Source organism: Anditalea andensis, from assembly GCF_000714815.1.
In the GTDB taxonomy this organism is placed as follows: Bacteria; Bacteroidota; Bacteroidia; order Cytophagales; family Cyclobacteriaceae; genus Anditalea; species Anditalea andensis.
Genome location: NZ_JMIH01000023.1, coordinates 138,592 through 161,988, shown reverse-complemented (window position 1 = coordinate 161,988; position 23,397 = coordinate 138,592). Strand labels below are relative to the sequence as shown.

At 39.6% G+C, this 23,397-nt stretch carries 19 protein-coding genes, 1 tRNA gene and 1 pseudogene; 8 read left to right on the top strand and 13 right to left on the bottom strand.

The annotated features are described in order from the left end of the window. Nucleotides 1-46: 46 nt before the first annotated feature. The 3 genes from EL17_RS15345 to EL17_RS15335 form a co-directional block, all read right to left on the bottom strand. Nucleotides 47-1,963, bottom strand: a complete 1,917-nt coding sequence (locus EL17_RS15345; protein WP_035075941.1) for an amylo-alpha-1,6-glucosidase — start codon at nt 1,961-1,963, stop codon at nt 47-49. Nucleotides 1,964-2,321: 358 nt separating this feature from the next. Next, nucleotides 2,322-2,397, bottom strand: a tRNA-His gene (locus EL17_RS15340). Nucleotides 2,398-2,478: 81 nt separating this feature from the next. Beyond that, nucleotides 2,479-3,819, bottom strand: a complete 1,341-nt coding sequence (locus EL17_RS15335; RefSeq protein WP_035075939.1) for a dihydroorotase — start codon at nt 3,817-3,819, stop codon at nt 2,479-2,481. 71 nt (nt 3,820-3,890) lie between these two features. Between EL17_RS15335 and EL17_RS15330 the strand changes: the two genes are divergently transcribed. Beyond that, nucleotides 3,891-5,249, top strand: a complete 1,359-nt coding sequence (locus EL17_RS15330) for a DEAD/DEAH box helicase (protein ID WP_035075937.1) — start codon at nt 3,891-3,893, stop codon at nt 5,247-5,249. Between the two features lie 154 nt (nt 5,250-5,403). On the opposite strand, the gene EL17_RS15325 is transcribed toward EL17_RS15330, so the two are convergent. Then, nucleotides 5,404-6,900 carry a M28 family peptidase gene (locus EL17_RS15325; protein WP_035075934.1) on the bottom strand — a complete coding sequence of 499 codons (1,497 nt, stop codon included), beginning with the start codon at nt 6,898-6,900 and terminating at the stop codon, nt 5,404-5,406. Nucleotides 6,901-7,100: 200 nt separating this feature from the next. Here EL17_RS15325 and gcvP point away from each other — a divergent pair, with 200 nt between their 5' ends. Beyond that, nucleotides 7,101-9,998, top strand: a complete 2,898-nt coding sequence (gene gcvP, locus EL17_RS15320) for an aminomethyl-transferring glycine dehydrogenase (RefSeq protein ID WP_035075932.1) — start codon at nt 7,101-7,103, stop codon at nt 9,996-9,998. 562 nt (nt 9,999-10,560) lie between these two features. Beyond that, complete coding sequence (locus EL17_RS15315) at nt 10,561-11,724, top strand: T9SS type A sorting domain-containing protein (RefSeq protein WP_035075928.1); 1,164 nt, start codon at nt 10,561-10,563, stop codon at nt 11,722-11,724. A gap of 616 nt (nt 11,725-12,340) precedes the next feature. Here EL17_RS15315 and EL17_RS24270 read toward each other — a convergent pair. From EL17_RS24270 to EL17_RS15290, 5 genes and pseudogenes are all read right to left on the bottom strand, one after another. Next, nucleotides 12,341-12,455 (bottom strand): annotated as a pseudogene (locus tag EL17_RS24270) (lipoyl synthase); the annotation flags it as partial. Nucleotides 12,456-12,473: 18 nt separating this feature from the next. Further along, nucleotides 12,474-12,764, bottom strand: coding sequence for a hypothetical protein (locus EL17_RS23885; RefSeq protein ID WP_205623561.1), 291 nt, complete (start codon nt 12,762-12,764; stop codon nt 12,474-12,476). A gap of 48 nt (nt 12,765-12,812) precedes the next feature. Further along, entirely contained in the window at nt 12,813-13,130 is a 318-nt protein-coding gene (locus EL17_RS23880) for a hypothetical protein (RefSeq protein ID WP_205623560.1), read from the bottom strand. A 195-nt stretch (nt 13,131-13,325) separates the two neighbouring features. Continuing rightward, complete coding sequence (gene lipA / locus EL17_RS15295) at nt 13,326-14,204, bottom strand: lipoyl synthase (protein ID WP_035075922.1); 879 nt, start codon at nt 14,202-14,204, stop codon at nt 13,326-13,328. Between the two features lie 62 nt (nt 14,205-14,266). Beyond that, nucleotides 14,267-14,998, bottom strand: a complete 732-nt coding sequence (locus EL17_RS15290; protein WP_035076509.1) for a hypothetical protein — start codon at nt 14,996-14,998, stop codon at nt 14,267-14,269. Between the two features lie 67 nt (nt 14,999-15,065). Here EL17_RS15290 and EL17_RS15285 point away from each other — a divergent pair, with 67 nt between their 5' ends. From EL17_RS15285 to sdaAA, 5 genes are all read left to right on the top strand, one after another. Further along, the gene (locus EL17_RS15285; RefSeq protein WP_035075920.1) at nt 15,066-15,470 is read left to right on the top strand and encodes an OsmC family protein; all 405 of its coding nucleotides are present in this window, start codon (nt 15,066-15,068) and stop codon (nt 15,468-15,470) included. A 216-nt stretch (nt 15,471-15,686) separates the two neighbouring features. Beyond that, nucleotides 15,687-16,235, top strand: coding sequence for an RNA polymerase sigma factor (locus EL17_RS15280; RefSeq protein ID WP_035076507.1), 549 nt, complete (start codon nt 15,687-15,689; stop codon nt 16,233-16,235). Next, nucleotides 16,216-17,769 carry a hypothetical protein gene (locus EL17_RS15275; protein ID WP_035075918.1) on the top strand — a complete coding sequence of 518 codons (1,554 nt, stop codon included), beginning with the start codon at nt 16,216-16,218 and terminating at the stop codon, nt 17,767-17,769. Before EL17_RS15280 ends, EL17_RS15275 begins: the two co-directional genes overlap by 20 nt. Before the next feature lie 11 nt (nt 17,770-17,780). Continuing rightward, the gene (locus EL17_RS15270; RefSeq protein ID WP_051720024.1) at nt 17,781-18,746 is read left to right on the top strand and encodes an FKBP-type peptidyl-prolyl cis-trans isomerase; all 966 of its coding nucleotides are present in this window, start codon (nt 17,781-17,783) and stop codon (nt 18,744-18,746) included. 150 nt (nt 18,747-18,896) lie between these two features. Further along, nucleotides 18,897-19,805, top strand: coding sequence for an L-serine ammonia-lyase, iron-sulfur-dependent, subunit alpha (gene sdaAA, locus EL17_RS15265; protein ID WP_035075917.1), 909 nt, complete (start codon nt 18,897-18,899; stop codon nt 19,803-19,805). Between the two features lie 109 nt (nt 19,806-19,914). On the opposite strand, the gene EL17_RS15260 is transcribed toward sdaAA, so the two are convergent. From EL17_RS15260 to EL17_RS15245, 4 genes are all read right to left on the bottom strand, one after another. Further along, on the bottom strand, nt 19,915-20,373 hold the full coding sequence (locus tag EL17_RS15260) for a hypothetical protein (protein WP_035075915.1): 459 nt from the start codon (nt 20,371-20,373) through the stop codon (nt 19,915-19,917). After that, complete coding sequence (locus EL17_RS15255; protein ID WP_035075907.1) at nt 20,370-21,299, bottom strand: calcium/sodium antiporter; 930 nt, start codon at nt 21,297-21,299, stop codon at nt 20,370-20,372. Before EL17_RS15255 ends, EL17_RS15260 begins: the two co-directional genes overlap by 4 nt. Then, nucleotides 21,296-21,946 carry a uracil phosphoribosyltransferase gene (upp, locus tag EL17_RS15250; protein ID WP_035075904.1) on the bottom strand — a complete coding sequence of 217 codons (651 nt, stop codon included), beginning with the start codon at nt 21,944-21,946 and terminating at the stop codon, nt 21,296-21,298. Before upp ends, EL17_RS15255 begins: the two co-directional genes overlap by 4 nt. A 72-nt stretch (nt 21,947-22,018) precedes the next feature. Then, complete coding sequence (locus EL17_RS15245; RefSeq protein ID WP_035075901.1) at nt 22,019-23,302, bottom strand: OmpA family protein; 1,284 nt, start codon at nt 23,300-23,302, stop codon at nt 22,019-22,021. Nucleotides 23,303-23,397: the final 95 nt, after the last annotated feature.

Genomic DNA, 23,397 nt, shown 5'->3' with positions numbered 1-23,397 from the left:
AGCAGTTGCATAAAATCTCAGTGATAAAGATTTTATGAAAAAGTGGTTAAATTCGGTTGATCAAATGCATCATTCTAAGTAATTCCCCTACACTCCAAGCCTGTGAAATGGCTCCCTTAGGTCTGTGTGGAGGGTCTCCGTCATATAGTTCAGCTACTGTTCCGATGCCGTACTGGGACATGACAGTATCAAAGCTGGCAATCATTTTTTCTATCAGGACCTTACTTTTATCACCATGGATATGCATGTGCCCCTCTGCAAAATGCCCCAGCAGCCAAGGCCATACAGTGCCTTGGTGGTAAGCTTTGTCCCTTTCATCCTGATTTCCGGTGTAATAACCGTAGTAGTTGGAGTCTTCTGGTGAAAGTGTGCGGAGCCCTCTGACGGTCAGTAGTTTAGATTTTACTGTTTCTAGGATTTTATCGTTTTGAAGATCTGTCAATGGCCTAAATGGAAGAGAGGTGGCAAATACCATGTTGGGTCTGATAGACCAATCTTTGTTTTGTCCGTCTATCACATCAGCCAGGTAACCCTTTTTAGCATCCCAAAAGCTATTTTCAAATGAAACCTGTACCTTTTTTGCGAGTAAGTTTATGTCCTCTTCTCCTGTAAGGGTATAGTAAAAACTCAGTGCATTAAACCATAGTGCATTAACTTCCACCGGGCATCCTATACGAGGGGTAACCGCACCGTTTGAAGTTACAGCGTCCATCCATGTAAGGGCCTTTCCATCCTCTCCACCATAGATAAGACCATTGTCCAGCATTTTTATATTGAAGGCTGTACCTTGGCGGTAATTGGTGATGATTTCCTTTAATATTTCAGTATACCTGTCTTTAATAGTCTGGGTATCTCCAGTGAAAGTTTGGTATTGTTGCAAAGCCCAGAAATACCATAAGGGGGCATCAATAGAATTCATATTGGAAGCACCGCCGCTTCCTATATTTGGAAAAAGACCTCCTTTCATATGGTTAGACATGGTATCCATGACGGCCAAAAATGTTTCCTTATCCCCAAGTGTAAGTGTAAGACCGGGCAGGGCTATAAAAGTGTCCCTACCCCACCAGCCAAACCAAGGATATCCCGCCATGACATGGGTTTCCCCGTTACGATGGGTTATAAATTGCCCAGCTGAATTTTTTAGGCAGTTTACAAAATTGTTGCGGGGGATTCTTCTGCTAATTTCTTTTTCAAAGGATTCATTTCGGGTATCAGCTTGAGCTTCTTCCAGTCCTGCAGAAAAGATGACAGGTTCTTCTTTGGTGATTTCAAATTCAAAATAGCCTGGGACATATAGGTCTTCATGATAATCATAGCCTCGCTCTTTTTCATTAATGTACTCTATGTCATAGTACCAGTCCGGAACTGGGATAAATTCATTGTCTTTGGAAAGTTGTAAGTACAGGGGTTGGTAATTATCATATAGTTGGATAGAAATCCCATTTTCCACCTTTTGGTATTTTTTGTTTACCAGGTGGTTAGCTTTTGACAACTGATGGTTTGGCCTGAAAGCCAAAAAAGGATTTATCCTTATTCTCGTATCTGAATGCGCCTCCAGGAGGGTATATCTTATCATCACCCGGTCTCTGTTAGAATCAAGGATGATTTCTTTCTGTAAAAGTGCTCCGCCTACTCTGAAAGTAAGCTTGGGTATAGGTTCACTATCGAAATCCTCTAGGTATTTGTGCCCTCTAGGTGAATATGTACCTGGATATTTGGCTATGCCAAGATTAAATGTAGATCCTCTCTGGATGATCGTCTCATGTACAGTGGATAGCATGACATGGAGTTGGGAATCTATCTGAGGCTGTGGAGCTACTAAAAGGCCATGGTATTTTCTGGTATTGCATCCGATGATGGTGGTACTGGTATAGCATCCTAATTTGTTGGACCGGATGATTTCCCTTTCCAAAGAATAATTTAGATTGATAAGTTCAGTCTTATCAAAGTGGATGTAGCTCATAGGTTATTAAAGGTTTGAGTAGGGCCTAAAAATACTCATATTAAGTGAAAGAAAAACATATCGCAAAAAATAAAAGGCCATGATATCTCATGGCCTAGTCATATTATTTTCTCATAATTTTGATTTCCCTTTGCAGTTCGTCGAAGTTGCGTAAGGACTCCTCAAATTTTTGTAAGTAGGAGTGTACCCCATTCAAATCTACAGGAATAACCCGTGGATAGGTGGGCGAGGATTTAAATAAAGTAAACATTGCAGTTAGATTTTATAATAGATACAGGTTACAATATGTATGCCAACGAAAAAAACACACATAAGGTTTAGTTTAAAATAAAAAACCCCTTGAATATCAAGGGGTTTAGGGTGAAAGACCGGGTTCGAACCGGCGACCCCTGGATCCACAAACCAGTGCTCTAACCAGCTGAGCTACAATCACCGTTTATTACCTTTCAGGATTATTACCCTGATTGGACTGCAAATGTAAGAATCAATTTTTTTCTACGCAATATCTCTTGGAATTAATTTCTTAAAAATTTTAATCTTTTACCTTTTGTCCCCTCATGGAAAATTCCGTTTTCGTACGCTAAATGTCCAGATACGATCGTATGAGATACTTTTGATTTGAATACCTGACCATCGAATGGGGACCAGCCACATTTCGACAGTACATTGTCAGGAGTCACTTTCCATGGATTGTCCAGATCTACCAGTACCAGATCCGCGTAGTAGTCGGGTCGGATAAAACCCCGCTTTTCTATTTCAAATAATATAGCAGGGTTATGGCTCATTTTCTGAACTATGGTTTCTAAAGAAATTTTTCCCTGATGGTAAAGTTCCAGCATTGCTACTAGGCTGTGCTGGACAAGAGGGCCGCCAGAAGGGGCCTGAGCATATTTTCCTGCCTTTTCATCTTTGGTGTGCGGGGCATGGTCTGTGGCGATGACATCTATTCTTCCATCTAATACGCCTTTAATGATTTCTTCACGGTCTGCAGTTGTTTTTACAGCCGGATTCCATTTTATGTATGTTCCCTTACTATCATAGTCTTGGTCAGTGAACCAAAGGTGATGTATACAGGCTTCCGCCGTGATTCTTTTATTTTCCAATGGGAGGTTATTATCAAAAAGCGCCACCTCCTTTGCGGTGCTGATATGCAGTATGTGTAATTTGGTGCCATGTTTACGGGCTAGATCCACCACTTTTTTAGAAGCGTCATAGCATGCTTCTGCTGTTCTGATGAGCGGGTGGTATTTTATTGGAATATCTTCACCGAATTCTTTTTGATATCTTTCATAATTATTCCGGATGATATCGTCATTCTCACTATGGGTAGCGATGAGCAGTTTACACTTTTCAAATATTTTCTCCAGTGTCTCGGGGTTATCGACCAGCATATTTCCTGTGGAAGATCCTTGGAATACTTTAATGCCACACACATTTTTCCCATCTACCTTAAGGATTTCCTCTAAATTGTCATTAGTAGCCCCAAAATAGAAGGAATAATTTGCCAGTGATTTTTTGGAGGCGATATCATACTTTTGTTCCAGAAGGTCTAGGGTGGTAGTCTGAGGTACGGTATTCGGCATCTCCATATATGAGGTTATGCCGCCGGCCACCGCCGCTTTAGCCTCCGTTTCTATATCAGCTTTATGGGTAAGTCCGGGCTCTCGGAAATGGACCTGGTCATCTATCAGGCCGGGGAATAAATATTTACCCGCTGCCTCTATATGTATGTCTGCAGGATATCCGGCCAGATTTCCGCCGATCATATGGATTAATCCATCCTTTACCAGTAAATCTCCACGGGTTATCTGTCCTTCATTTACTATATTTGCATCGGTAATCAATATGCTCTTCATAGGTTCTTGCTTCTGCTTGTAGCTAATTTGCTCTAAATTAAATTCAAATATCTCCCCTAAATTAATAAATGATGTCGGACAGCCCACTTACTTTTGAAGATTTTAAATTAAATAAGCAGCTACTGGATGCTGTCAGGGAGGTAGGCTATTCTAAACCGACTCCCATTCAGGCAAAAGCAATTCCCTTGGCCCTGGCAGGACATGATATACTGGGCATCGCACAGACTGGTACCGGTAAGACTGCAGCTTATGTGCTGCCTATACTCATGAAAGTAAAATATGCACAGGGAATGCATCCCCGTGCACTGATCTTGGCCCCTACAAGGGAATTAGTTATGCAGATAGAGCAGGCCATTATAGATTTTGGCAAGTATACAGACCTGCGATATGTATGTCTTTACGGAGGTATAGGGCCCAAAACCCAGATTGAAACCGTGCAAAAAGGAGTAGATATCATAGTAGCCACACCCGGCAGGTTCATGGACTTATACAGCAGGGGAGAGATTTTTGTAAAGGAGATCAAGACCCTGGTCATGGATGAAGCCGATAAGATGATGGATATGGGATTTATGCGTCAGATTAGAGCAGTTTTGGAAATCATACCGGTAAAGCGCCAGAACCTACTTTTCTCTGCCACCTTTGCAGAAAGGGTGGAGTTGCTAAGCCAGGATTTTCTGGCATTTCCGGAAAGGATAGAAGTAGCCCAGCAGGCCACCACGGCAGAGACGGTCAGTCAGGTAAAATACATGGTCCCCAATATCAAGACCAAGATCAGCCTTCTGGATCATCTGATGAAGAATGAAGAGATCAAAAGGGTGATCGTGTTTACTAAGTCCCGAAAAAATGCGGAAGAGATCTTTAACTTCATGAGTAGAAAGGTAGAGGGAGAGGTTAGGGTCATCCATGCCAATAAAGGCCAGAATACCCGGATAAACTCCATGGAACACTTTAAATCTGGAGAGGTACGTATACTGGTAGCGACTGATGTGGCTTCCAGAGGGCTTGATATCAGTATGGTCAGCCATGTGATCAATTTTGATGTGCCTCTTATATATGAGGATTATGTACATAGGATCGGCAGGACCGGTAGAGCGGAGAATGAAGGGGCAGCCATCACTTTTGTGAACCCTGCAGAAGTGTACCATTTTAATCGGATACAAGAAATTATCCGGATGGAGGTGCCTGAGGAGGATATTCCTGTGGAAGTGAAAATAGTCCCTACACCATTTGCGGAGAAGCAGGGGTATGAACGAGAAATAGATAATCAGAAGCGCAGAGATGACCCGGAATTCAAAGGAGCATTTCATGATAAAAAAGCGAGGCCAAAACCACGTCCTGAGGCTTTAAAGGAAAAACCAAGGGGAAATAAAAACAGCAAGGCAAAGACCAACAGGAATCAGCTGAAGACCAAGAATAGGAAGAAGAGGTAGGGTATAGGTTACTGTCGATGATGGAAAGTCAACTGTGATTCTCAATCTTCTTTTTCAAGATAAAAGAGGTATAGGTGACATTTCAAATTATAATAAAGCCTTTGAAGCGCATGAAGCGATTCAAAGGCTTTTATATTTTAAGTGAATAAGGGAATTATCTCTCCGTCCTAGTATTACTACCGTCTACAGGAGTCCTTTCTTCACGGTTGGCTAGATCCCATGAAGTATGAAAGATCAGTCTTGCCCGGTTTTTCATGATTTCCCACTCAATTTTATCTACCGTATCTGTGGGCTGGTGATAATCATCATGTACTCCGTTAAAGAAGAAAATCACAGGTATGTTATGCTTCGCAAAATTATAGTGATCCGATCTGTAATAAAATCTATTTGGATCATCCTCAGCGTCATATCTGTAATCGAGGATCAGATTAGAATAGGTGATGTTGTTGTATTCATTGATCACTTTTAAATGTGATGAAAGCATCTCAGAACCGATCACATATACATAATTTTTGTTTTCAGCATCCTGATATTCATAATCCACTCTACCCACCATATCGATGTTAATATTGTTTACGGTGTTTTCTAGAGGGAATATGGGGTTTTCACTATAATATTGAGATCCCAGAAGGCCCTTTTCTTCTCCCGTTACATTTAGGAATAATATACTCCTTCGAGGTCTGTTACCTTCTTTTGCTGCTAAAGCAAATGCTTCTGCAATTTCCATTACAGATACCGTACCGGAGCCGTCATCATCTGCCCCGTTATTGATCTGTCCGTCACTGCTGATGCCAATGTGGTCATAGTGTGAAGAAATGACCAGCACTTCCTCTTTTTTATCTGTACCTTCCAGATAGGCCATCACATTTTCAGTACTGACAGTTTTCTTTTCCTTTTTTACCTGATACGTAGCTTTTTGGGGCTTGATCGACCCAGGGTTGCTTTTGGCAGCTTCTTTAAGCTCTTCTACGGATGATCCGAATAGCTCAGCCATTTTATTTGAACTTACCATAAATACCGGTTCCTGTTTAGTAGGTGTATCAAAACCAAGTCTTCCTCTGCCTGAGAGAGATTTATACCGATTGGCCAATCTGTCAAAGTTAGCCTGGCCTTCCATGGTTACTATCACCACTCCGGCCGCTCCTGCATCCATCACATCTTTTACGACTGTCTGAGCACGTCCTCCTATGGCCCAAAGGCCTACCAGTTTTCCTTTTACATCTACATTTTTCAGATTTTCTTCGTTAGCCAAGCCTAAGAAGACAAGGTCTGCTTTAGCGGAGCGGTTCATGTTTCCGTCTCCTATAAATACAAAGTCTTCATTGTTCTTTAACTTCTGTTTGCCTACCTGCAGGTGGATATCACCCCAGGCTACGCTGGTAAGATCAAACTTCTGGAGATAACCCCCGTCTACTGGGCCCTTAAGGTCAAGTTCTTTATAAAAATTCACCAGGTATTCTGCAGCCAGTTTTTGGCCTTTTTCTCCGGTGTCTCTCCCTTCCAGTTCGTCCGAGGCGAGATAATTGAGGTGTTTTTCCAGATCCTGCTCAGAAATGGTGGAGGCAAATTTGATGGCTTGGGCATCTTGAGCCATGGTAGGCCATGACATCATTAAGGCTATAGCACCAGCCAATAGATATGTTCTCTTCATACTTATTTGTTATGCTTGTTTATCTTTTGAACCTAAAACTAGAAATATTTATTAGTAGTATGAAATCCGTTTATAAAATAGGTTAAACCATTGGTAGAAATGTTGGTTAATAAAAATCATTATTTATCAATAATTTATACATTTGCACTACTATAAAAATAGCTGGATATAACCCCATTCATATAACATATTCTTACGAAATGAAAATCAATCTTGAGCCCTCAGTAAAATTTGAACATAGGCACAATTCCCCTTCTGAACAGATGGTTGCGCAAATGTTGGATAAAATCGGTGCTTCTTCCGTAGAAGAATTAATTGATCAGACCGTACCCAAATCTATTCGTCTCGAGCAGCCGTTAAGGCTACCTGCGGCGCAGTCAGAGGCAATCTTTCTTAGAGACTTCAAGAAATTGGCTTCAAAAAATAAAATTTTTAAAAGTTATATCGGCTTAGGCTATTATGATACTTTGGTACCTGGGGTGATATTGAGAAATATTCTAGAAAATCCTGGATGGTACACCGCTTATACGCCTTATCAAGCAGAGATAGCACAAGGTAGATTAGAAGCTTTGATCAACTTTCAAACTGTTGTGATGGAGCTTACAGGTATGGAAATGGCCAATGCCTCTCTCCTGGACGAAGGAACAGCAGCAGCCGAAGCTATGACGATGTTATATGCTTCTAAAGGAAAGGAAAAGAAAAATGCGAACAAATTTTTCGTAGACGAGAAGGTGTTTCCCCAAACCAAAGACTTACTTTTCACTAGATCTGTGCCTATAGGTATAGAATTAGTGGTAGGTCCACTTTCACAATTGGACCTGACTGATCCCGAGCTTTACGGCTTGATGCTTCAGTATCCTAATGCCGACGGGGAAGCGATAAATTATACTGATCTGGTAGCTACTGCCAAAGAGAACAATGTTCTTACAGCTTTTGCTACCGACCTGCTTAGCTTAACGCTACTGACCTCTCCTGGTGAGATGGGTGCCGATGTGGTGGTAGGTACTTCACAGCGATTCGGTGTGCCGATGGGCTTTGGCGGACCGCATGCTGCATTCTTTGCTACCAAGGAAGCTTATAAAAGACAGATTCCCGGCCGTATCATCGGAGTATCGGTAGATAAGGATGGCAACAAAGCCTATAGAATGGCGCTTCAGACCAGGGAGCAACATATCAAAAGAGAAAAAGCTACTTCAAATATCTGTACGGCCCAAGTGCTGTTAGCGGTAATGGCCGGTATGTATGCGGTCTATCATGGCCCTAAGGGTCTAAAAGAAATAGCTGCCAGAACACATGGCCTGGCTAAGTTAACTGTTAAAGGGCTTGAAAAATTAGGCTTTGAGCAGGTAAATGCCAATTACTTTGACACCATCAAAATTAAGGTGGATGAAGTTCAGCAAGGTAAGATAAATGCTTTTGCACTTTCCAATGAAGTGAACTTCAGATATGAGGATGGCTTTATTTATCTAGCATTTGATGAAGTAAAAACTCTGGATGACGTTAATCAGATCATCAGCATCTTTGCCCAATCTACCAATAAGGCTACTGTGGATGTCACTGATATGGCTGATGATCTTGCTCTGGAATTTAGCGATAACTTAGAAAGAACATCTAAATATTTGGAGCATCCGGTATTCAATGATTACCATTCTGAGCACGAGATGCTCCGATATATTAAAAGACTGGAAGCCAAAGACCTTAGCTTGACCCATTCGATGATCTCTCTGGGATCATGTACGATGAAGCTTAATGCTACTGCCGAAATGATTCCGGTTACTTGGCCTGAATTTGGTCAGTTGCATCCATTCGTGCCACAGGATCAGGCAGCAGGATACTATGAGCTGTTTCAGAATCTTCGTAATTGGCTAAGCGAAATCACCGGTTTTGCAGATACTTCTTTGCAACCAAATTCAGGAGCGCAGGGGGAATTTGCCGGTCTGATGGTGATCAGAGCTTATCATCAGAGCAGAGGTGACCACCATAGAGATATTTCTTTAATCCCTTCATCTGCACATGGTACAAATCCTGCTTCTGCTGTGATGGCGGGTATGAAAGTAGTCATAGTGAAATGTGATGAAAAAGGTAATATAGACATCGAAGATCTTAGAGCCAAAGCAGAGAAGCATAAGGATAACCTTTCTTCTCTGATGGTAACCTATCCATCTACACATGGTGTGTTCGAAGAAGCCATACAGGAAATCTGCCAGATTATTCATGATAACGGCGGTCAGGTTTATATGGATGGCGCCAATATGAATGCCCAGGTAGGTTTGACCAGTCCCGGTAGAATCGGTGCTGACGTTTGCCACCTTAATTTACACAAAACCTTCTGTATCCCTCACGGTGGTGGTGGACCAGGTATGGGACCTATATGTGTAGCATCACACTTGGTGCCTTTCCTTCCGAGCAATCCAATAGTGAAAACAGGTGGCAAAGAAGGCGTACACGCAATATCTGCGGCACCTTTCGGTAGTGCGAGTATCCTTCCTATCTCATATGCATATATAGCGATGATGGGTGGAGATGGACTTACCAATGCCACCAAACTGGCCATCCTTAATGCCAACTATATGAAGGCCAGATTGGAGGAGTTCTATCCGATCCTTTATACAGGATCTAACGGAAGAGCTGCCCATGAGATGATCCTGGACTGTAGAGCATTCAAAGAAGTAGGAGTGGAGGTAGAAGATATCGCTAAGAGGCTGATGGATTATGGATTTCATGCTCCTACTGTATCCTTCCCTGTAGCAGGTACGCTTATGATAGAGCCTACAGAATCCGAAACGCTTGCTGAGCTGGACAGATTCTGTGATGCGATGATCGCTATCAGAAAAGAGATCAAGGAAATTCAGGCTGGCAATGTGGATAAGGTAAACAATACTTTGAAGAATGCACCACATACTGCTATTTTGGCACTGGCAGATGAGTGGAACTTCCCTTATAGCAGACAGCAGGCAGTTTATCCTCTTGAGTTTGTTAAAGCCAATAAGTTCTGGCCAACAGTTAGAAGAATCGATTCAGCCTATGGAGACAGAAATCTGGTTTGTAGTTGTGTAGCCATCGAGGAATATGAGCAAAGCGAAGAAGCTATGGCTTAACAATAGAAATAAAAAAGGAGCCGATAAGCTCCTTTTTTATTTCTATTTTAATTTTATCTGTATATACGCTTTCTTGGCATTGATAAAATAAAAGGATGCATGGTTTATTCTAAAATTTAACGCTGCTTCGGTCATCAGGCTTCTGTCCCGATAGACAAGGCATTACAAGCTACTGACATCATTGTGTATATTTATACAATATAATTTATTTCTTTTAATTGTTTAATATTCAATTAATCCTTGGGAGGCGCTGGCATTTTTTTGTTTTCGGTCAGGTGTTTTAAAATCAATACCCCCAATTCAGAATCTATTATTTATTGATGTCAATTATTTCCGCACCCTTATATACTTCTTCAAAAGTTTACTGATGTGAAAGTATCGAGATTTTGTTGCCGACAATTAATTTCTTCCCTTAAAAACATACCTACTCCTAGGTATTTTTGGACAAAAACGAAAAATTTTTGAACTAAAATTTGAATAAATATATCCATAATATTAAATTAGTTTAAGATTTTTGGTGAAAGCTAGCTTTAGCCAAATTTTTTATCAATAAATATAGTTTATGAAAAAATTTATACTGTTGTTGTTTTTGAGTGCTTTTATAAAAATTCAAGCCTTTGCTCTTTATGCAACCGTTTCAGGCCCTTCTACGGTATGCCCATTTACAAAAGGCCATGTGTATGATATAAGGATTTACTCTAATGTGGGTATACCGATAAATGGATATACATTCGATATGCTTCCACCAGTAGGATTATATAGAGGAACTGTATTAGAAGGGTTTCCCACTTTCGAAAAATTCCCCAATTCTAATCTCACTAAAATAAAGGTTAATTTTGGAGAACCCGGTGACTTGGAAATAAGATTTTGGGTGCAAGGGATTACAGTTTTTTCGAGAACTTTTGTAATTATTCCTGTTAAAGTAGAGTATCCTGGAGTAGTAGAACCGGTTATACCTGATAGCTATGCCTGCGCTGGCGCAGCAAAAGTAGTTTCCGTTAACAATTTGGTAGAAGGTGCTTGTTTTCATCACAGTGTTGAGTGGAGTATACCTGCAGGCTGGTCAATTAGCCAGCAGTCCGGTCCAAATTATAGCCTTTCTGTTCCGGCAAACACTGCACCTGGGAATTATACAGTTGGCACAAGAGGGGTTTATACAGATAGGAACAATGCTACTACGCCCTGGGTAAATAAGACCATTAGGGTGGGTGCACCTACCGCGCCTGTTATAATTGCCCCTTCTCAGGCTGATCAACACTGGGTAAGCGTTTCTGCAAATTCTATTGCCGGAATGAATTATAATTGGAGTGTTACCAACGGGCAGATCCTTAGCGGCAATGGCACTTCTAGTATAAGAGTGCAAGCGTCATGCAATTTGAGCTTTCGGAATATGGCTGTAAATTTAACTGTAAGCAACGATTGTGGTAGTACAGTTGCCGCTACCAAGCAAATTCAGATTGTCTGTGAGGGATATGATCCTGAGAAAATTATTTCACACGCTGCCGGTCAAATAGAATTGAATTTACTGGAACTTGCTGAGGGAGAGTTAAGTACTTCCGAAGTCTCGCTTCATGACTTTAACGGTACGCCTGTCTATAATAAAAAAGTTACGATAGAAAAATTAATAATCCCCACTTCTAGTTACCCTTCAGGAATATATTACTTAAAAATCAACTCGGGGAATAAAGTAATTCAAAAAAGAATTTTTATAAATTATAAACAATAGACTATGATAACATTTTTGAGATTATATTTCGTTGCTTTCTTATTGATATTGACATTCGAAAGCCAGGCACAAAAATATCCGAATAGCCTATATGGGGAAATTCTAGGAAATGGCCTTTTTTACTCCATCAATTATGAGCGCAACATAATGGCCAAGGGAATAGTGTTTTTAAGCCATCTGTCGGTTTTACGAGTGTTGGTAGAGAAGCTACCGGAATTCCGGTGATGATGCTCGCCTATTTTGGAGGCCCCAATAGTGCTTTAGAAACAGGCCTTGGTTACACAGGGTTTTATATAGATCAACCATTTTTAAATTATGGGGTATGGGACAGTCGAACCTATTTTGAACATTATGCAACGGGTAGATTGGGCTATAGGTATGAAAGTCCCAAAGGGTTCTTATTTAAAGTAGCATTCACGCCTCTATATCGATTTAAATCAACATACCCATACCACGAAATATGCGCCCCCCACGGCCCGCCACCTAGATTTATACCATATGGAGGTATAGGTATCGGGAAGAGCTTTTAACTGATAGAATGTTTCAGACCTATCTGAAAGTTGTGATAAGCTCTAAATTTAGATTAAGCGGTGAAAATTTAATGAATATGTTCTGAACCAAGCATGATACTTGTTCGTTCGCTTTCCGTATTCTTCGGTTAGTTTAATCTGCTCCAGTATTTGCGCATATTTGGCCTGCGGCCTTACTCTTCTATAAAAAACAGGAACCGATCGGCTTCTATTTTTTTCTTATTCAATTTTATTGATTTCTTTTAATTGTTCTATATCCAATAGATCCTTGGGACGTGCTGACCTTCTTTTACTTTCGATTAGATCGGCTAAATTTAATACACGCCATTTATATATTTTTTTCTTATTTATATGGACTATCTTGGATTCATTAAAGGCCTCTTCAAAACTTTTACTAATATGAAAATTGGTAATCAGTTGTAAATTCAGATCAGCAGGGGAAAATTTAATAGAAATGTTTTGTTCTTTGTTCTCAACCTGAGAAGGGAATTTTTCAATCTCATATCTCATTTTTTGGAATACGATTACTAATTTATTGAAGTTTTTAGGGTCAATATTTTACCAAAAATCAACATCAGCTGAATGACGCTGATAACCATGAAAATTAACCGCTCCTCCGCCTACCATTATCATTTCCACTTCATATCTATCACATAATTCTATAAACTGATCAATATTCTGCTTCCACTGTTTTTCCACTAATTGAATATTTATAATAAACTTTTCGGATACCTTAGGTTGATATTTAGTAGGGAAATCATTTAATCTTTCGCTTAATACCAAAAATGAATAAAAGCGATCTATGGGGGATAGTTTTAAAAAGGCCTCTCTTTGTTGAAGGTTACTTTCTTCCTTTGTTTGAAACCGGACTTCCATACGTTAGTTTTATGATTAATTTAAAAAATATAAAGTCATTTTACAAAATTCATATGTTTATAATTGTTTTTGAATGGTCATATGGAATCTCGCATGTTTAATCATTCTGGTGTATGACACTCAAAGTCATGCTCGATTTCCACAAATTAAAAAAGGCAACCATCTCCGGTTGCCTTTTTTAATAATGTCTATAGATTATACATTCACATGCCTTTCCGCATGATAAGATGACCTAACCAGAGGTCCTGATTCTACATATTTCAGTCCTCTGATCAATCCCTCTTCTCTATAGTGATCAAAGAGGTCAGGATGTATGAATTCTGCCACTTCTATGTGCATCTTGGTTGGCTGAAGGTATTGGCCTAGCGTCAGGATATCACATCCGTGGGCTGCCAGGTCATCCATGGCTTTATAAACCTGCTCTTTGGTCTCCCCAAGTCCGAGCATAATACCTGTTTTGGTTCTTTTGCCGTATTCTTTGGTCAGTTTTATCTGCTCCAGTGATCGTATATATTTGGCCTGAGGTCTTACTCTTCTGTATAGTGCTTCTACTGTCTCTACATTATGCGAAACCACTTCCTGTCCGCCTTCTATCATTCTATATAAGGCATCCCAGTTTGATTTTACATCCGGGATCAAAGTTTCTATAGTTGTTTCGGGCGATAGCTTTTTGGTCTCCACTACAGTTTGATACCAGATTTCGGCCCCCCTGTCTTTCAGTTCGTCTCGATTGACAGATGTTAGTACCGCATGCTTTACGCCCATCAGTTTGATTGCTTCAGCTACACGTCTTGGTTCATCAGTATCATATTCCGGCGGTCTGCCTGTGGCTACAGCACAGAATGAACATGATCTGGTACATACGTTACCCAAAATCATGAAGGTAGCAGTTCCTGCCCCCCAGCACTCTCCCATATTTGGACAGTTGCCGCTTTCGCAGATGGTGTTGAGCTTATGCTGGTCTACTAATTGCCTAACTTTAGCATATTCTTTACCTACTGGTAGCTTTACCCTAAGCCAATTAGGTTTTTTCCTTCTGGTTTCCTCTTCGGATATAACTGGTAATTCGATCATTTGGATAGTTTTAGCGTATGGCAAAATTAAGCTTTTGGCTCTTTAAAAACCAGAAACATTCATTATTTCCTAAACCCGTAAAACAGGGTGAAATAAACCGAATGGTAAAACTGTCGGTTTTCTACAGTGGGCATCAGCTCAATTTCTTTATTGTAACCTTCAAAAAGATATCCAAGTTCCAGACCTGTTACATTGCTTTTAAATACGCCAAATTCGAAGGCTATGGCTGCTTTTGCATGGGCGCCGATAGCCAGTTCAGAATTGCCTATACCTTCAAAAATCCTTCCTGGTCCTGTAACATCAAATCTGCTTCGGACATTTTCGGGTTGATATTGTTCTCTTACAGTTTCTGTACGGCTTACAAAATACTCTACATAATAAGGTGCTATTACACCTATGGAGGGACCAAGGGCAGTCAATATTGAAATCTGTACGCCCTGTTGCGGTGCTTTTTTGAACATTATAAGTTCCCGGCCATATTGTGGACGTATAGCATATAAATAATTTGATTTTCCGAAAATATAACTATTCCCAAAAGCGGTATTGTATCGGACTTCTTTGGGGTTTTTTACATTTGCGAATTCCAAGGCAAAAAACTGAAAGAGGTCCTCATTTATTCTGGAACCGATTTTTAAATTAAATCCTCCGATAAGTCCGCCATTCGTATTTTTGTTTACACCAAACAGTACTTCCCGGTCATAATCGTAATCCCCCGCATCTTCTCTCTGAGCCAATGCCAAATTGGAATAACCTATCAGTACTAGGAATAAAAGATATTTTATCAATGTTGCCATATTAGGTATGGAATTAAACGCTATTTTTACCACCATGTTTTATAAAACTAAATAAAAGTAACAGTTTATGTCTACTATAAAAACTTCCTATTTGGGAAATTTACGCACTGCCCCTAAACATATGCAATCCGGTACCCAAATTATTACTGATGCACCTGTGGATAACAATGGTAAAGGAGAAGCCTTTTCTCCCACAGATCTGGTAGCTGCTGCCCTTGGTAGTTGTATGGTTACCATCATGGGCATAGTGGCTAAAAAAGATAACTTGGAAATCAATGGCTTGGTTTGGGAAACCACTAAAATTATGAGCGGCAGTCCCAGGAAAATAGAAGAAATCATTATTGATTTCACTTGGGAAAATGCTCCTGATGATGAAAAGTTGCTACAGAAATTAAAAAATGCAGCCAAAACCTGTCCGGTAGCTTTAAGTTTAGATAAAGATTTGAAGCAAACCATTAACTTCAATTTCTGAAGTAATACTTTAAATGGGAGTAAAAAAATAAGGTAAAGATTGATAAAGCAGCAGCTACCAAAAGATGGTATTGCCACTATACTCGATAGTTTTCATTAATCTTATATTTATCTCTGATTATTTCATTCTTTAATATATCAAAAATTTATTTTTTTAAATTTTGTAGCACTCTATTAATAGATCACGTCTTTATTGAAGTTGGAAAAACAAGGTAGTTTGGAGGAATCTCTAATAAGTGAGGCAAGAAGTGGTAAAGCGTCTTCTATAGAAAAGCTGTATAAGCATTTCTATGGATATGCCATGAGCGTAGCTTTAAGATATACCAATTCCAGAGATGAAGCATGTGAGGTAGTCAATGATAGCTATTTAAAAGCTTTTAACAAACTAGATCAGTATTCTACCAAAAGCTCTTTTAAAGGTTGGTTTAGAAGAATTATCATTAATACCTCCATTGATCATTATCGGAAAAATGTTAAGCATTATTCTTTGTTGGAAATAGATAATGCATCATCTGAATCTTATGATAGTGATGCGGTAGATTCCCTTACCAAGTCGGAAATCCTTAATATGCTTCAAGAATTACCCGACATCCTGCGTATAGTCTTTAATATGTATGAGATAGAAGGATTTTCTCACCAAGAAATAGCCGAGAGATTAGAAATTCCCGCCAGTTCTTCCAGAACATATTTGGCCCGTGCCAAACAAAAGCTTAGAGATAAATTCAAAGCATTAAATGAAATCAGAGATGAAGGAGCAATTCGATAAGAGACTTGTAGAGAAGATAAAAGACTCCTTTGAAAACCATGAAGAGCCTTTTGACACCAAAGAATGGGAAAAATTCTCTCAAGCATATTTCAATAAAAAGAAGCCTAAATCACTATGGGTATGGGCATCAGTCATATCAGGTGTCGCTGCTTCTTTAGTTATAGGGTTTTTAATATGGCCATCTTCAAAGGATTTCTCAGATGGTCCATATATAACCTACGATCAAGAGCTTCCGGCTCTAAGTGACCAGGATATTGTAGAAGAAGAATTAAATGAAAATGATTTATTTATTCCCAAAAGAGAAAATGCTTTTCCTGAAGTAAGAAAACAAGATAGAGGGACCTCACAAAACTTTGACCATCATGTTCCTAATGATACCGATCCACCTATAGAACATGATCAGCTCCAGCCTTTAGAGGAGAAGTCAAAGGGAGTTCCTTTGAATGTCCCTCGACAGCATCATGCCCAGAATGATGACGGTGAAGCAACCAGACCTTTACATAGCGAATTTAAATCTGTTTCACCCTCTGTTTTCAAAGCTTTGGCAGATTTAAGCAAAGAGATAAAAGAAGAAGTTGACGCTGTGAGGAATTTCGACCTTGCCTTGGCTCCAGGAAGCCAATTTTTACTCAAAAAGCTGAAAATTTCTGAAGAAGTTATCCGAAGGTCGGACCCTGTCATTCAACTTCAGATCGCCGAGGCAGAGCTCAATGGGAAGCATTCCAAGGAAATAAAGGAAGAAGAAGCCCAGAAAATGATCAATACTTGGACTATGGCAGATTTACCTACACTCCCAGAAGATAAGAAGAGAAATGGAAATGTCAAATTAGGTCTTGTAATGGCCCCACAGTCTACCTCCAATACTACCACAGGTCTTAATCTGGGTGGAGGAGTTATGTCCGAGATTTCTTTAAGCAAAAGGTTGAAACTAGATGTAGGTGTAACTTATGCCAGGCAAAGCTTAGTACCGGGACAAAGCCAAAACGTAGCTATCGTGATGAACAATGTACCTGTATTATCTTCTGCTGATAACTTTTATCATGCTGCCCCTATGAATACCAACAGGGTAGCAGCTGCAGCATTAATGGGAACAAATGTTATAACTCCCTTAAACCCTACCTATGAATTAACTTTTGCCAATCTGGACATCCCGATAAATGTTAAATATAAAATTATAGATAAAACTCAATCGGGTATATACCTTATCAGCGGATTATCCAGTATGGTATACCTTAATCAAAGTACATCCGAAACGTACAACCTGTCTTATGCTGCTATAGGGCAGGCAAGTGCTTTTTCATCTAATCTTGTGCAGACCTTCACTACTGAAGTATTGCCAGAAGATGGTGAAAGCAGGGTGGATTTAGGCAGAATGGTAAACTTGTCTATTGGATATGAGCATAAGCTGTCTGGGGGCACTTTCCTTTCGGTAGAACCTTTTTATAAGTTGCCTATTGGAAATATGACATTTGTAGATCAGCAGTTTTCTATAGGGGGAATTAATTTGAGAATGAACTTTCAGTTTAAAAAATAATTAAATAAATAATGATGAAATTAATAACAAGAAGTGCAGCTGCCTTAATAATGGTATTTGGGCTCAATTCATGTTTACCAGAGGTTGAGTCTGAAATGGACAAAATAATAGAAAGAGATGATCAATTGTTACAAACGTACATTACCCAAAACAATATAGAAGCGCAAAAAACTCAAATGGGTTTTTACTATGTCAAGGAACTTGAGGTAGAATCAGGTACCCAAATTGCGAATAATTCTATCCTGGGCATATATTACAATATCAAAACCATAGATGGCCAATTAATCGAATCCTATACGCCTGCTGATGGGGAACCCCGATTGTTTTTACATGGGGAAACAGGAATAATTCCTCGTGTAATTAATTTTGCCGCAGGTCTTGCAAAAGAAGGAGAGGTTATAAAATTATATGCCCCATCCTATCTCGCATACGGAAACTATGGTTATCAGCAGCTTATTCTTCCAAATTCTAATTTGGATCTTACTGTTACTTTTGCCAAAATCTATACTGCTGACCAGCTGAAGGCCATGGAGGACCAGCAGATTCAGGCGTTTATAGCTGCAAATCAACTTGAGGGTTTTACCAAAACAGAGGAAGGGGCCTATATGAGGGTAATGGAACCTGGAGAAGCTGACAGTAAGGTGACTGAAAATGGGAGTAACATCAGGTTTAATTATGAATTGTTTCATTTAAATGAAACTGAACCATTTTTAAGAGGAGCGCAGGATTCAGGAGCGGCCAACATTATATTAGGAGCACAAAATAATCTGAAATTCTTAAATATCGCCCTTAAAGGCATTAAAAAGGAGGCAAAGGTGGAATTGTTAACACCTTCACACTTGGGTTATGGTCCTACTATACAGGTCATACCTGAACGCATCAGACAAGATCTGATCCAGAAGGAATTGATCCAAGATCGGGTAAAGACTTATCAGCCGATTCGATTTGTTGCTAGGTTAAAAGCAATAGCCCAATAAACATTTTAGTAAAATAAACATATAAAAACCCAGTCATACCTGGGTTTTTTGGTTTAAACCAAATTAGAAGAAGATCAATAATTGTCATCTTTATTTAAACCGATAATATTTGTGTATTTTTGATTTGGAAGAATGTAAACCCTGGTAAGAATGAGTTATCTATTTGAAGATTTTGTAGGCTGGAAAGCTTATTGTGAAGAGAAAAAGGTTCCTCTCTATGCACCTGTACTAGAGTATGAAATAGCACAAAGAGGTAGTACGGAGGAAGCGATCTGGAGTGGATTACTAAGGGCATTTACAGTAATGAAAGATGCGGTGGAAACAGGCTTGAGAGAAGAGATGACTTCCCGATCCGGTATGATTAATAATGGTGCGAAGAAAGTCTATAAATATCCCAAAGCTGTATTATCACCGGAATTTCAAAAACTAATATCAAGGGCTTTGGCTGCTAAAGAAGTGAATAGTTGTATGGGCAGGGTAGTGGCTGCTCCTACAGCAGGGGCATCAGGGATACTTCCAGGTACCCTTTATACTTTACAGGAGATACACGGCCTTGAGGATCAACATATTTTAGAAGGTCTTTTGGTAGGGGCAGGTATAGCTCTAATTATAGAGCAAAAAGCTAGTTTAGCTGGGGCTGTAGGCGGCTGTCAGGCAGAAACAGGCTCTGCTGCAGCTATGGCTTCAGGAGCTATAGTATATTGTTTAGGGGGATCTATAGACCAGGTATTTAATGCAGTGGCTATTACGATACAGTGCATGCTTGGACTGGTATGTGATCCAGTGGCGGGACTAGTGGAAATTCCCTGTGTGGTAAGGAATGCCAGTGCAGCAGCCATAGCCAATAGTTCTGCACAGATCGCACTCGCTGATGTAAGTGCTGTTATTCCTGTAGATGAATGTGTGGAAGCGATGGGGGAGATAGGAGCTAATATGGAAAGTAAGTATAAGGAAACCGCCATGGGTGGTTTAGCCGCTACATTGACAGGGCAGCAGATTTCAAAAAAAGTGCTTATTCAGGATATAGAAATTTTACCTGATGAGGAATTACCTGAATAGACTGGTGTGGTTATCTGAAGAAGTGTCATGTGGTATCTTATGATCCGACACCCTACTTATATTTAAATTTTGGTCATGAGACTTTATCATGCAATGATAGTCACGGGATCTAATTTAATATACCCGATACGATGGGGATTTTTCTTAGATGGTCTATAGTTAAGGCAAAGAAGGATGACCAGAATATACCGCTTACCAACATATATAGCAATATTTTTTTTCTTTTTACCCCAAAGGCATTCATAAGTATAGCTCCCCCAATAGGAGAAAGGATTATCGGTGTCATAGCGGCCACTCCGATGGCTCCAAATTTTTGCCATAGGTGTACCATTTTTCTGGTTTTACTATTAAAGAGTTTACGTCTGGGCTGGAAGTAGTGGTGGTAAGTAGTTTTCAGGAAGGAACCGATATAGGTAAAGGCAATGACACTGCTCATTAAACCTAATACAGTGACGATAACAATTTCGAATACTGAATATCCTGCTGCAGTACCTAATACGGGACCGCCTATAAATTTAAATAGGCATATTACATATATGCCCAAAAATTTAAGTACATACGCTGTCATAAAAGGAAATATAAATAAAGCACGTATCCAGATGTCAATAGACCACCTTCCCACCTGCTAATACGTAATTTGGTCAGTATTATGGGGAGGAGCAGTAAAGTGAAACCTAGCATCCATAAAAAGTCGTTTCTTAAAAACAAATCAGAGACCATTATAGGTTTAACTACAGCGGTGACCCCGATGATGGCTAATATATTCATTAGATTAGAGCCTAGGATGTTACCCAAAGCTATATCTGTCTGCTTTTTAAAGGCTGCTATCAGTGAAGTAGCAAGTTCGGGTAAACTTGTCCCTATAGCTATAACAGTCACTCCTATCACCCTGTCACTAATGCCAAACTGCTGAGAGATGATAATTGCATTTTCTACAAACATTTCAGAACCCCAGTAAAGCCCTGCTATCCCTCCTCCTATTAATAACAATGACTTATAAATGGGTGTTTTCTTTAGTCTTTGAATATCTACATCTTCGGGATCGTCCGGTATCCTGGCTATAGTTCTGAAAAAATAAATATTGATCAGCACTAAAAGTATTAAAAATATAATACCATCCAGTAACGATATCACACCATTATAAGCCAGAATAAAAAAGAGGATACTTATTGCTAAGGTAAATGCGTAATCAAGTTTTATGACGGATTTTGGTAGGGATATAGGGAATACTACCGCACTGATCCCCAATACTAGCGTGATGTTTGTAATATTTGATCCCACTACATTTCCCAAAGCTATATCACTGACTCCTTTCAAGGCTGCAGTGATACTAACTAGAAGCTCGGGTGCCGAGGTGCCAAAGGAAACCACTGTAAGTCCAATGAGTCCAGGGCTTAATCCCAGCTTGCCAGCTATGGCAGAGGCACCATCGACTAAATATTTCCCACCTATAAGTAGGATAACGAGTCCTATTGTTAGAAATAGATAAATCATAATTTTGGTCCGAAAGCTAAATCACCAGCATCCCCCAATCCAGGGACGATATAGGCCATTTCATTAAGATTATCATCCATAGCACCTATCCAGAATTTATGGGGAATATTTAAATTGTCTTTTATATAAGCTAAACCTTCAGGAGCAGCTATTACTGCCATAATATGTACCATTCTGGGTTTTCCGTTTTTCAGAAGATGATGTACGCTTTTAACAAATGATTTACCGGTAGCTAACATAGGGTCTACTATTACAATTTCTTTCCCATCTATGGAAGGGCACGCCATATAATTCAGGTCAATTTCGACTTCTTCATTAGCTTCAGTATGTTTTTGGCGATATGCTCCTATAAAACCACTATCTGCATGATCAAAATAGTTCAACACCCCTAAATAGAAAGGCAATGCTGCTCTCATAACAGAAAGTATGACTGGTGGCTCAGATATGTTATTAATAGTGGTAGTGGTAAGAGGTGTTTCTATTTCTACAGTTTGATAATCCAATGATTTGGATAATTCATAGGCAAGGATTTCTCCTAACCTTTCCAGATTTTTCCTGAACCGCATCCGGTCTTTTTGACGATGGATGTCTCTCAATTCGGTTAGGAATTGATTAGCTATAGAGGGGGTATGGTTCAATATAAACATGGATAAAAGAATTTTAGACGCAAAAAAAACCCGACCTATAAAGATCGGGTTTTAATTTATTTATTTCAAATATTACTGTACTTCAAAGCTAACTCTTCTGGCCAACTGACGAGCATCAGCTGATCTCTTGTCCACGCTAGTATCTTCACCGTAACCTCTGTAAGATAATCTGCTAGCATCTACTCCAGAAGCTATAACAATATCGTATACTGATTTAGCTCTTCTTTCAGATAATCTCTGGTTGTAATCTTCTGGTCCGATCTCATCAGCATAACCTTTGATTTCGACACTTACACCTGGATTTCTCTTCATGAAATTAGAAACGTACTGTGCAGCAGAAGCAGAGTAACCTAAAGGTCTAGCACTGTCAAAAGCAAAATAAACGTTTACATAACCATCATTGATTGCTTGTCTGAAGAAGTCTCTTTCTCTGTCTTCATCATCTTCTACAGGACATCCGTCATTAGAAGCTGGGCCAGGAACAAATGGACATTTGTCTAAATGATCAGGGATACCGTCACCATCAGAATCAAGGGTTCTACCATGAGAATCAACTCTAGCTCCAGATGGGGTATTAGGTTCTTTATCCAAATAATCAGGTACACCATCACCATCAGAATCTCTTAGCATATCTCTGATTTCACCAATCTGATTAGCTAATTCTTCTTTGGTAGCATATCTGTCTTCTCTTATGCTCCAGTCAGCATGAGTAGAGTTTCCACCAAGATAGAAGGTCAGACCCAATGTACCAGTCCACCAGTTAGCGGCAGGTCCATAATAAGTGTAATGATTAGGATCAATACTAGATGCTCCATCAAAAGTTACATCCTGACGTCCATTAGCAATAGTACTGATATCACCAGTCAAGGCGATTCTGTCACTAAGTCTAATTTGGCCTGTAACACCTGCGATAAGGTTGTAAACATTGTCCTGAAAACCTTCCCACTCATTTTGTTGAGGAGTAATTCTTCCGATACCACCACCAGCATGTAGCAATATGTTGAATCTTCTAGTGAAAGTTTCCCAGTTCAATATCCTACCTAAGTTAGCCACCCCTTGAAGGTTTGCTCTATAGTAGTTTGTTTCGAAAGTTGGATTGTTGTCTTGGCTAGCTTCGGAAAACCTTCCAAAGCCGTAATCCAATTTCCAGCCCCATTTCTCGTTAAACATATACCGAACTCCCACGTCACCGTGTCCTAAGTTAAGAAAAGGGGAATAATAGCCAGGCGTCATAGGCTTCATGGCTTTATTTCCTCCTCCACTCACTTCAATTGACCACTTGTTAAAGTCGTCTTGGGCATTAGCTCCAACTGCTAATGCACCAACCATTAATGTTGATAGTAATAACTTTTTCATAATAAAAAATTTTTTTCCAAATTTAAGTGTTTAATTGATTTAACTCCAAACATATTTACTTGTAATTGTATGCAAATGTAAATTTTTTATTCAGA